We start from the raw sequence: 10,043 nt of genomic DNA, 5'->3' as shown, positions 1-10,043 counted from the left end.
AGCCCTGAGCCCTGAGCCCTGAGCCCTGAGCCCTGAGCCCTGAGCCCTGAGCCCTCTACGCTTTTTTTGTACTCGTGCGGAGTTGTTCGGCTGCCTCCTGGGCGCGGAAGCCCACTTTTCTGAGGGAGGCGCGGAGGCGTGTCTTCTCGGTGGCGCTTAACACGTTCATCACTTCTTCGAGCTCCTCGGAGTGACGGCGGAAGAGCTTGTGGATGAAGCTGCGGCCTTTCGAGGTGAGCTCAATGCGGCGGATGCGGCGGTCTTCCTCGGAGTTTTTCCGCTCGACATAGCCTTCACGTTCGAGGCGGTCGATGGCCGCTGTCATCGAAGGCGCGGCGAGCAGGACGCGGGAGCCGATCTGCGAGATGGTCATGGGGCCCTTGTGCAGAAGCACTTCGAGAACCATGAAATCGGTGAGGCCGATGCCTTCCTTCTCCACCGCGGTCTGGACAAAGGCAGCGAGGGCCCCATACGCGCGGGCGAGATTTACCCAGAGGCGCGGTGCGGTGACGGCTTCATCCCGGCTGCTGGCGGCTGCTTCGGACATATGTGCAAGCTTATCTGATTCCGGCGGAGGGGTCGGGCTGCGACGTCGGAATCAGAGCGTGTTGTAGACGACGGTGACGAACATCTCGGGCGTCATGCGGCCTTTGGCCCACGTTGCATCGAGGTCGGCTGTGGGATGCTGGGCGACGACCTGCGCGAGCGACTGGCCGGAGAGCTTGAGCTTCTCGATGCGGTTGGCGACGGTGGTCAGCATCTCGCGATAAGCGGAGAGCGAGGACTGATCGCCGAGTGCGCCGTGGCCGGGAACGACCTTCGTCTTTTCGTCTACGACCTGCAGAATCTGGTCAACGCCGCGGATCATGCCATTGATGGAGCCGCCGCTGTTCGCGTCGATGAGCGGATACTGGCCGTTGAAGAAGAGATCGCCGGCGTGGATGACGTTGCTGTTGCGGAAGTGGACGAAGATATCGGAGTCGGTGTGCGCGTTGGGCGCGTGCACCAGGTCGATAGGCTCGTTGTCGTAGTACAGATTCTCGCGGTCACCGAAGGTCTGCTGCGGCAGCGCGCTGGTCGGAGCGGCAGGGAAGGTGGTGTCGAGAATGTCCATGTGCTGGGCGGACGAGAGCCGGGTGCGCGTGTTCTCATGCGCGATGATGAAAGCCCCGGCATCGTGCATGGCGGCGTTGCCGTCGGTGTGGTCGAAGTGCCAGTGCGTGTTCACCAGCAGGCGCAGCGGCTGCGGATCGAGCTTCGAGAGCTCGTGCGTGAGCAGGGGCGCAGCGGTGGCGATGCTGGAGTCGACGAGCAGCTTGCCGTCCGGGCCGAGGTGCACAACCATGTTGCCGCCTACGCCCTGCAGCATATAGAGCGTGTCGGTGAGCTTGGTGTGATGGATCGGCGTGGTGCGTGCCGCGGTGCGCATGCTGGCGACGAGGCCGGTGGTGGACGGAGGTGCAACCTGGCCCTGATTCTGTTCGGGGCCTGCGGCCGGCTGCTGGGACCATGCGCGGGAAGCCGACAGGGCAAAGCCCCCGGCGGCGATGGCGGTCTGGGCGAGAAAGTGGCGTCGTGTTGTCATCGGTTCCGTGCGCCTGCGCGCGAATGCTTCCGCAAGTGTCCCCGGAAGTGTCTCATGGACAGATAGATGCGGTTCTTGAGCGGAGCGGCGATTAGAAAAGTCCCGGGGGAAGATTCAGGCCGCCGAGCATGCCGGACATGCTCGACTTGAGGATCTCTTCGGCCTTGCGGCCGGCGTCGTTGAAGGCTGCGGTGATGAGGTCTTCGAGCATCTCGATGTCGGAGGCGCTGGTGAGTCCTGCCACGGCGGAGGGGTCGATCGAAAGCTTGAGGACTTCCTTCTTGCCGTTCATGCGGACGTTGACGGCGCCGCCGCCCGCCGAGCCTTCGACGATGGAGTGGGCGAGCTTTTCCTGCATCTGTTCCTGCATCTGCTTGGCCTGCCCGAGCATTTCCTGGATCTTGAAAGGGTTCATCGGATTCCTGTCCTTCTAAAACTGTCTATCTGCTGTCGCGGAGGTCGAGCACGCTGCGGACTTCTGCCTTGAAGAGCTCCTGCGCGCGCTTGACCAGCGGATCTTCAAGCGCGATGGCCTGAATGCTGCCTTTTGCTGCCGACGACGAGGCTGCCGGGCGCGGGTTCGAGCCGGGTGCTTTCGCCTCGCCGGGGACAAAGGCGAGCTTGTGGTTGACGCCGATGGCGCGCAGCGCGGCTTTGCAGATCTTCTCGGCCTCGGCGTTCATCGTGAGGCCAAGCATGGTCTTCTTGATGCCGACTTCCACCTCGATCGTGTCGCCCTTTTCGCGCCAATGACCGGAGGAGAGCAGCACGGAGGCGGTGCTGTGGCCCTGGGCGTCGAGCGCGGAGCAGATCGTGTCGCGGACGAGGTCGAGATCGACCGAGCTGGAGGGTTCCGGCGCGAGCGCCAGTGCGCCGTTGGTGAGCGGCTGCTCTGGCTCGGCCTTGCCTACGGGTGCGCGTTCGGACTCGAGTTCTGTGATTTCGGAGATGACCGGTTCGGAGAGCACTGCGACCGGTGCGACTTCGGCCACGGCGCGGATGGCGCTGGGCTCCGCACGGCTTTCGAAGCGGTTCTCGATGACCGGCTGGGAGACGGCGATGGGTGCCTCGACGGTCTCTGCCAGGATTGGCTCAGCCGGAATCGGCTCAACCAGCGCGACCGGCGCGGGTGCAGGTTCGAGCTCTGCCACGGCGACGCTGCTGGTGATCGACGGCCTCGCCGGTTCAGGCGCCGCAAACGGGTTTACGGGCGGCACTATCTTTGCAGCCGGTTCAGGCTGCGGCGCACGCGACTCCACTACCGGCTGCGTCGAGGCTCCGATGGATGGGCCGTCGTCGGACATCTTGCGGGAGCGGTCGGCCTCGAAGGGAGAGAATGCCGGGCGGGCAGGCTCTTCGGGCTTCGGGGCAATGGTGCGTGGTTCGGGTGCGCGGGCTGCCGGAGGTGTGGGACGAGTTTCGGATGCGCGCGGCGGTATCGGGGCCGACGGACGCGATGCCGGTGCCGGGGCAGTTGTCCGGGGCGCAGAAGACGTTCCCGATGCGGTTCCTGTGACGCTGCCGGCGGGCGGCAGCTTGCTGAGGAATTCCTCGACCGGGAGCAGGCGGGTGAGATGTACGAGCTTGATGAGACCGAGCTCGAGGTGGAAGCGCTGCTCCTGGCGGTAGTTCAGCTCGTCGAAGGTGCGGAGCGCGACCTGCAGGAAGCGGGTGAGGTCTTCTTCGGAGAAGAGCAGCGCAGAGCGAGCGGCACGGGCGCGCTCGTCGGACGAGATCTGCAGCAGCTCGGAGTGTTCGCCGTCGATGCACGCCATGAGCGTGTTGCGCAGGTAGCGTACGAACTGGCGGCAGATCTGCGCGGGGCTGTTGCCGGCGTTCAGCAGGCGATTCAGCTCCTCGATCAGCGACGCAGTGCGGCCTTCGGCGATGGCCTCGAGGAAGCTTTCAAAAATGGTGTTGGGGACCGAGCCCATCAGCTCGCGAATCTGCGCGGCGTCGAGCTGGGGACGGCCATCGACCATGGGCGCCGAGGCAATGGCCTGGTCCATGATGGAGAGCGCGTCGCGCATCGAGCCGTCACCGGCTTCGGCGAGCAGGGCGAGCGCGGCGTCCTCGACGGCAACGTCTTCCTGGGAGGCGACGGTGCGGAGCTGGCCCAAGATCTCGTCGAAGCGGACGGCATGGAAGCTGAAGTGCTGGCAACGCGAGCGGATGGTCTGCGGGATGTCCTCCGGCTGCGTCGTCGCCATCATGAAGACAATGTGGTCGGGCGGCTCCTCGAGCGTCTTGAGCAGCGCGTTGAAGGCCGCATCGGTGATCTGGTGCGCCTCATCGAGGATGTAGATCTTGTAGCGGTCGCGGGCCGGGCGATAGCGGGCGGCGTCACGCAGTTCGCGGATTTCGTCGATGCCGCGATTGGTGGCAGCGTCGATTTCGATGACATCGACGGCGTTGCCCTGGCGGATCTCGGTACAGGACTCGCAGGTGCCGCAGGGCTCCGGCGTGGGTCGCTCGGGTGAGCCGATGTCGCGGCGACAGTTGAGCGCCTGCGCCAGAATGCGGGCGATGGTGGTTTTGCCGATGCCGCGATGGCCGGAGAAGATATAGCCATGGGCGATACGGTTCTGCGACAGGGCGTTGAGCAGGGTACGGGTGACGTGATCCTGCCCGGCGACGTCGGAGAATCGCTGGGGGCGGTATTTGCGAGCTAGAACCTGGTAAGCCATCGGGAAATAGGTAACGGTTCATTGTATCGGGCATGGCTGAGGAAGCAACGGCACAGGGAATCGGGGAAGAGGGAAGATGAAGACGAAAGACGGGAAAGAGTTTGCGATCCGCGTGGCCACGGAGGATGATGCGGCGGCGCTGCGGGCGCTGATCGAGGCCTCGGTGCACGGACTCCAGGCGGAGGATTATTCCCAGGCGCAGCGCGATGCGGCGGTGGGTGTGCATCTGGGCGTGGATTCGCAGCTGATCGCCGACCGGACGTATTTTGTCGTCTCGCCGGTGGGCAGGCCGGAGGTGATGGCGGCCTGCGGAGGATGGAGTCGGCGGCAGACACTTTTCGGAGCGGACAAGCGGCCGGATCGCGATGCCAGCCTGCTCGATCCGGCGACGGACGCGGCCCGGATACGGGCGTTCTTTGTGCATCCGGACTGGGCACGGCAGGGAATCGGGTCATTGCTGCTGGAGTATTGCGAGGATGCGGCTCGGGCGGAGGGCTTCCGGCGCTTCGAGATGGGGGCGACGCTGACCGGCGTACCGCTCTACCGGCGCTGGGGGTACGAGGAGCTGGGGCGGATCGAGATGCCGCTGGGAAACGGGCTTGCGCTGGCGATTGTGCGAATGGGAAAGGAAGACGGCAGGTAGGATTTGGGGGGGCTCCCTTTCCGAAGTGTTGTCATTCCGACCGGAGCGCAGCGAAGTGGAGGAACCTGCGGTTTTTCCTTTGCCACGGGCGAAAAACTTTCACCCCAGAGGACACGGAGAGCATAGAGGCATTCGTGCCGATCCTGCATCCCGTTTTCCATGTAAAAACGCACTTGCGGTTGTCTCTATTCGTCGCAGGGAACCCTCTCTCAGCCAGAGACACGGCAGGCAGAGTGAATTCCTGCCTGCCCATCCAAGCGAAGCCTGGATGGGGCACCCTGGTTTCTGCCTCATGCAGAGAACCGAAGGTCTCTCCACTTCGCGGGACAACAGTGGTCCCGCTTTGGTCGAGATGACAGGTTTTTTCTTTCGAAAGACAGAGCTACGTGCTCGTCGGCGGTCTGGTCTGCTTACGCCGTAGCTTTTTTCGCGGCGCGCTTGGCGGCGCGGGCGCGGCGGCGGAGCTCGTCGGGAGAGTACATGGATTTGCGGCAAGTGGATGCGCCGCAGTTGCAAAAAGCCTCGTCCTCATCGCCGTCGTAGAGGTTGTAGTCGTAGGTAAGTTCTTCGCCCGGGGCGATGTCCCGCAGCGCGAAGATGTAGACGCGGCCCCTCACTTCCTTCGTCTCACAGTTGGGATCGCAGGAGTGGTTGATGAACATGGCGAGGCCGAAGCCGTCGATGACCGTCTCACCGGTGCCGAGGCCGAAGAGATAGGTGGTCGGTGAGTCTTCGTATTTTTCGTCGGCCTGATCCTTGGAGATATGCGGGCCGGTGTATTCGACAATGCGGGTGCGCCTGCGGATAGGCCCGGTGGTGTAGCATCCGGCGGCGTGAATGGAGGAGGAGCGGATGATAAGCGGCATGGTGATTCTCGCCGAGTATACAGCCCTTTGCCGAGGACAAAGGTCTAAACTTGAGAGGGATGAAAAGAGCGATGAAGAACTGCCGGCGAATGCGTGAAGGCGTCCTGTGGACCTCGGTGCTGGGAGTTTCTCTGGGCGGGGTGATGCAGGCCCAGCAGACGACGAACCAGCAAACGACGACACAGCAGAATCAGCAACAGAGCCCGACGCCGTCGTCCTCGCAGTCCAGTGCGCCCGATGCGAACGCGAAGAAGGCGAGCACGCCTGCGAATACGGCCCAGGACAATCCCTTTCCTGAAGAGCAATCGAAGAAGGCCGAGGCGGAGGCGAACAAGCCGGACAGCGCAAAGACTGCGTCGCCTGCAGACAAGGGTTTCTCTTCCAGCCGCAGCAACTTTGCCGGGGTGGCCTCGCCGCTGGACAGCAGCAGCCGCATCTCAGATGGCGCTGGCGGATTCATCCACGATCCGAAGCTGGCGGAGCAGGACGTGAAGGTCGGCAACTTCTACATGGACCGGCAGGACTTTCAGGGTGCCTACAACCGATACAAAGAGGCGACAGAGATCGCGCCTGAAAATGCCGATGCGGTGCTGGGGCTGGCGAAGTCCGCGCAGGCGCTGAAGAAGACGCAGGAGGCGGTGGACAACTACCGCATCTATCTCGATGCGTTTCCCGATGCCAAGAAGACGAAGGATGTGCGGAAGGCGCTGGCGGAACTGGGCGCGGCTCCGAAGTAGGTTTTCTCCGCCGGTTCTCAGGCTGTTTCTATCCCACTCAAGCCAACTGCGGGCTTGAATGGGCCACACGGGGCTTGTGCTGCGGAGAGAAACTGCAGGTTTCTCCGCTGCGCGAGACGATCAAGCCGTCTCGCTTCGGTCGGAATGACAGTCGTTTCTGAGGGCTTTTTTTGTGGGGCCTAGGAAAATGCCTGGCGTATGAGCGCGACCACGTAGAGCACCGACAGCGGAGCCAGGATCAGGTTGCGCAGCGCGGAGGCGACCGCCTTGCGCCGTACGGGGCGTCCGCCGCGATATCCATTGCGCGTCAGCAGGTCGGCGACGATGAGCAGCAGTTGGTGGATCAGCCACATCCCTAATGCGAAGAAGAGCAGCTCCCAGAGCACGGTGTGGAGCATCTGGCCGAGGTTGACGCCGAGCTTCTGCAGTCCGACCTCGAGCTGATCGGGTTGAAAAAGGCGGCACTTAAATGTCTTCCACTGATGAGCCGTGCAGATGGCCCAGATGCAGACGGCGCAGAGGAGCACTCGCCAGGCCGTGATGAGGGCTTCCGCCAGGTTCATCTCCCAGCGCTGCGCCGGGCGCGTACGCAGGTGCAGATAAACACGCAGCGAAGCTGGAATGACGCAGAGCACCAGCAGCAGCCAAAAATGGCGTGAGACGGCGATGCCCGTTTCCCGGAGGAAGGCGCGCGAGTGCTGCCACGCAGTGTTGAACTCCGATGCGCCGGAGACCAGCAGAGCCACGGAACTACTCCTTCAATGGTCCATGCAAACGGATCGCTGGGGCTGAACCGTTGAGGGCTTCATCAACGGCGCTCGATCGCGCTCTCTGGATGATAGATGATGCGCTTTCGATCGAAGGTCTGCACTCTAGGAGAAGAAGTGTAGGTACCAGGCGATGGTCGGCTGTCCTGCAAATACGGTGTAGAGGGCTGCGAGCGAAAGGAAAGCTCCGAGAGGGAGACGGGTTGCGGCTCCGGCGCGGCCACGCAGCAGTTGCGTGAGCCCGTAGAGAGCGGTGATGACCACGCCAAGGAAGAGGATGAGCAGTGTATCCGCGGGGCCAAGCCAGGCGGCAAACATGGCAAGTAACTTGGCGTCTCCGAGGCCGAGACCGGCGCGCCCTCGCAGCGCGCGATAACTGAACGCGATGGCGAGGAGAATCCCCGCGGCGGTCGCGCTCCAGAGTGCAGCGAAAAGGGCGGCGCGCAGACGGGAGCCTTCCGGCGCGCTTATGACGGACCAAGCGAGGCCGAGCGCAATGCCGGGCAGCGTGAAGCTGTCAGGCAGGCGCAGGGTCTCGGCGTCCATGACGGCAAGTCCGAGGGTAAGGAAGCAGAGAATTGCCATGGCGACGCCCGCGGGCGTGAGGCCGAAGTGGAGAAAGCAGGTAAGCCACAGCAGGGCTGTCGCCAGCTCGACCGCGGGGTAGCGCCAGGAGATCGGGTCGCCGCAGCTCCGGCAGCGGCCGCGCAGCAGCAGGTAGCTGAGGACGGGGATGTTGTCCAGGGACCGAATGAGAGCTTTGCAGCCCGGGCAGTGCGATGGCGGGTGGACGATCGACCGGTGACGGGGCAGACGGGCGATGCACACGTTCAGAAAGCTGCCAAAGGCGAGGCCGAAGAGCAGGGTGAAGAGGGCAGCGATCCAATCGATGGGAGACACCGGGGCCAGTATAGAGCTTTCCGGCTCGGGTAAACTCTGGGTAATGCCTATCCCTGAGCCTGTGGCCGGCGATCCGGCGAAGAAGACTGTCCCGGAATCGACATCCGAGGGCGCGCTGTTGCCCGCTCCTGAAGCTGCTTTTGCGGAGGCGGTTGCGATCATGGCGCGGCTGCGCAGTCCGGATGGATGTCCCTGGGACCGCGAGCAGAGCTTCGACTCGATCCGTAAATACACGCTGGAAGAGACCTACGAGGTCTTCGACGCGATCGACCGCCGCGACTGGCCGTCGCTCAAGGACGAGCTCGGCGACTTGTTGCTGCAGGTGCTGTTCTATGCGCAGATGGCCTCAGAGGCCGGACATTTCTCGATCGGCGATGTCATCGACAACCTCAACCGGAAGCTGGTGCGCCGGCACCCTCATGTCTTTGGCGAGGAAGCCGCGGCCGAGGCAGGGAATCGTGCGGAGAGCCTGGAGGTTGAGGGTATCGACGCGGGCGGCGTGCTGCGCAACTGGGAAGAGATCAAGAAGCGGGAAAAGAAGGATCGCGCGGAAGGGCATGGACGGCTCGACGAGGTTCCGCGCTCAATGCCAGCGCTGAGTGAGGCTGCGAAACTGGGCAGCAAGGCGGCGAAAGTCGGCTTCGATTGGCCGGATGCATCGGGGCTGTTTGCCAAGTTGCAGGAAGAGATCGACGAGCTGGAAGTGGAACTGTGGTCGGGCAACGGGGAGCAGAATCCTGCGGTAGCCGAGGAGATGGGCGACCTGCTGTTCACAGCGGCCAACCTGTCCCGGCATCTGAAGGTGGATTCGGAGCTGGCGCTGCGCGATGCGAATGCGAAGTTTCGGCGGCGGTTTGCGGCGATGGAAGCGACGGCGGGCAGGGATCTGGACGGGCTATCGCCGGAGGAACTCGAAGAGCTGTGGGCTCAGGCAAAGTCGAAAGAAGTGAAGAGGCAGGAAGCGTGAGTTCTGTAGCGGTGAATTCCGGGATGGACGGAGCGGGAAGCGTGGCAGCCGACGAGGTGCAGGGCTCCGAGATCTTTGCGGCGCGAGACGGCCGGCAGATCGAGCTGCGCCGCTGCCACGGTTTTGAAGAGCTGGATGCCTGTGTGGCCCTGCAGATTGAGACATGGGGGTATGCGGACGGGGATGTCATCCCGCGGCGCTCTTTTACCGTTGCTCAAGCTATTGGCGGCCAAGTGATTGGCGCGTTTGATCTTAGCCTTTCCGGAAAGTCAGAGGCGAAGACCCTCGTCGGGTTCGCCATGGCGTTTCCCGGCGTTCATCCGGGAGCGTCCGGCGCGCCTGAGCCGTATCTGCATTCGCATATGCTGGCGGTGCATGCGGCCTATCGGAATGACGGCGTGGGGCGGCGGTTGAAGCTGTTCCAGCGGACGGAGGCGCTTTCGCGCGGCATCCGGCAGATGGAATGGACCTTCGATCCACTGGAGATCAAGAACGCCTTTCTCAATATCCACAGACTGGGCGCGGTCGTGCGGCGGTATATCCCGAATTTTTATGGTGTATCCTCTTCTCGACTCCAGGCTGGACTCCCCAGCGACCGCCTTGTTGCCGAGTGGTACCTCGATTCTCCGCGCGTGAGGGGCATTCTGGATGGTGTGATTGCTTCGACAGAGGACGCCACCGAGACCATTGTGGTGCCGCGGGCGATCGCGGAGTGGAAGAACTCGAACGATCAGCTGGACCGGGCCTTGAAGGTACAGGAAGAGAACCGCCGGCGGTTTGTATCCGCGTTTGCGCAGGGACTGGCCGTGGTGGGTTTCGAACGCAGCGAGAACGGCGACGGCATCTTCAGGCTAGGCTCATTTCCTCAAGTTCAGGCTTAAGAAAACCGGA

11 protein-coding genes are annotated in these 10,043 nt (G+C 63.3%); 4 read left to right on the top strand and 7 right to left on the bottom strand.

Going from position 1 to position 10,043, the window contains the following annotated elements:
- Nucleotides 1-55: 55 nt before the first annotated feature.
- The 4 genes from QM649_RS09770 to dnaX all read right to left on the bottom strand — a co-directional run bounded on the left by QM649_RS09770 (nucleotide 56) and on the right by dnaX (nucleotide 4,272).
- On the bottom strand, nucleotides 56-547 hold the full coding sequence (locus QM649_RS09770) for a MarR family winged helix-turn-helix transcriptional regulator (protein WP_415198845.1): 492 nt from the start codon (nucleotides 545-547) through the stop codon (nucleotides 56-58).
- Between the two features lie 51 nt (nucleotides 548-598).
- Nucleotides 599-1,585, bottom strand: coding sequence for an MBL fold metallo-hydrolase (locus QM649_RS09765; protein WP_415198844.1), 987 nt, complete (start codon nucleotides 1,583-1,585; stop codon nucleotides 599-601).
- A 91-nt stretch (nucleotides 1,586-1,676) separates the two neighbouring features.
- Complete coding sequence (locus QM649_RS09760; protein ID WP_415198843.1) at nucleotides 1,677-2,000, bottom strand: YbaB/EbfC family nucleoid-associated protein; 324 nt, start codon at nucleotides 1,998-2,000, stop codon at nucleotides 1,677-1,679.
- Nucleotides 2,001-2,025: 25 nt separating this feature from the next.
- The gene (gene dnaX / locus QM649_RS09755; RefSeq protein WP_415198842.1) at nucleotides 2,026-4,272 is read right to left on the bottom strand and encodes a DNA polymerase III subunit gamma/tau; all 2,247 of its coding nucleotides are present in this window, start codon (nucleotides 4,270-4,272) and stop codon (nucleotides 2,026-2,028) included.
- A 76-nt stretch (nucleotides 4,273-4,348) separates the two neighbouring features.
- Between dnaX and QM649_RS09750 the strand changes: the two genes are divergently transcribed.
- Nucleotides 4,349-4,915 carry a GNAT family N-acetyltransferase gene (locus QM649_RS09750; protein WP_415198841.1) on the top strand — a complete coding sequence of 189 codons (567 nt, stop codon included), beginning with the start codon at nucleotides 4,349-4,351 and terminating at the stop codon, nucleotides 4,913-4,915.
- Nucleotides 4,916-5,325: 410 nt separating this feature from the next.
- On the opposite strand, the gene QM649_RS09745 is transcribed toward QM649_RS09750, so the two are convergent.
- Nucleotides 5,326-5,781: an SET domain-containing protein gene (locus tag QM649_RS09745; RefSeq protein WP_415198840.1), complete on the bottom strand. Its 456-nt coding sequence runs from the start codon at nucleotides 5,779-5,781 to the stop codon at nucleotides 5,326-5,328.
- A gap of 89 nt (nucleotides 5,782-5,870) precedes the next feature.
- On the opposite strand from QM649_RS09745, the gene QM649_RS09740 reads away from it, so the two are divergent.
- Complete coding sequence (locus tag QM649_RS09740; RefSeq protein ID WP_415198839.1) at nucleotides 5,871-6,518, top strand: tetratricopeptide repeat protein; 648 nt, start codon at nucleotides 5,871-5,873, stop codon at nucleotides 6,516-6,518.
- A 179-nt stretch (nucleotides 6,519-6,697) separates the two neighbouring features.
- On the opposite strand, the gene QM649_RS09735 is transcribed toward QM649_RS09740, so the two are convergent.
- Nucleotides 6,698-7,264 carry a hypothetical protein gene (locus QM649_RS09735; protein ID WP_415198838.1) on the bottom strand — a complete coding sequence of 189 codons (567 nt, stop codon included), beginning with the start codon at nucleotides 7,262-7,264 and terminating at the stop codon, nucleotides 6,698-6,700.
- Between the two features lie 126 nt (nucleotides 7,265-7,390).
- Entirely contained in the window at nucleotides 7,391-8,185 is a 795-nt protein-coding gene (locus QM649_RS09730; RefSeq protein ID WP_415198837.1) for a prepilin peptidase, read from the bottom strand.
- Nucleotides 8,186-8,228: 43 nt separating this feature from the next.
- Between QM649_RS09730 and mazG the strand changes: the two genes are divergently transcribed.
- Nucleotides 8,229-9,152 (top strand): nucleoside triphosphate pyrophosphohydrolase, encoded by a 924-nt coding sequence (gene mazG, locus QM649_RS09725; protein WP_415198836.1) that lies wholly within the window; start codon nucleotides 8,229-8,231, stop codon nucleotides 9,150-9,152.
- A 41-nt stretch (nucleotides 9,153-9,193) separates the two neighbouring features.
- A complete protein-coding gene (locus QM649_RS09720; protein WP_415198835.1) occupies nucleotides 9,194-10,033 on the top strand; it encodes a GNAT family N-acetyltransferase in 840 nt (279 codons plus the stop codon).
- Nucleotides 10,034-10,043 lie beyond the last annotated feature (10 nt).

It is taken from the genome of Silvibacterium sp., from assembly GCF_047605705.1.
GTDB lineage: Bacteria > Acidobacteriota > Terriglobia > Terriglobales > Acidobacteriaceae > Silvibacterium.
This window is presented reverse-complemented; position numbering and strand designations above follow the sequence as displayed.

Bases quoted from the DNA above. Each gene is read 5' to 3' on its own strand.
- QM649_RS09770 (WP_415198845.1), bottom strand. From the start codon at position 547: ATGTCCGAAGCAGCCGCCAGCAGCCGGGATGAAGCCGTCACCGCACCG.
- QM649_RS09765 (WP_415198844.1), bottom strand. From the start codon at position 1,585: ATGACAACACGACGCCACTTTCTCGCCCAGACCGCCATCGCCGCCGGG.
- QM649_RS09760 (WP_415198843.1), bottom strand. From the start codon at position 2,000: ATGAACCCTTTCAAGATCCAGGAAATGCTCGGGCAGGCCAAGCAGATG.
- dnaX (WP_415198842.1), bottom strand. From the start codon at position 4,272: ATGGCTTACCAGGTTCTAGCTCGCAAATACCGCCCCCAGCGATTCTCC.
- QM649_RS09750 (WP_415198841.1), top strand. From the start codon at position 4,349: ATGAAGACGAAAGACGGGAAAGAGTTTGCGATCCGCGTGGCCACGGAG.
- QM649_RS09745 (WP_415198840.1), bottom strand. From the start codon at position 5,781: ATGCCGCTTATCATCCGCTCCTCCTCCATTCACGCCGCCGGATGCTAC.
- QM649_RS09740 (WP_415198839.1), top strand. From the start codon at position 5,871: ATGCGTGAAGGCGTCCTGTGGACCTCGGTGCTGGGAGTTTCTCTGGGC.
- mazG (WP_415198836.1), top strand. From the start codon at position 8,229: ATGCCTATCCCTGAGCCTGTGGCCGGCGATCCGGCGAAGAAGACTGTC.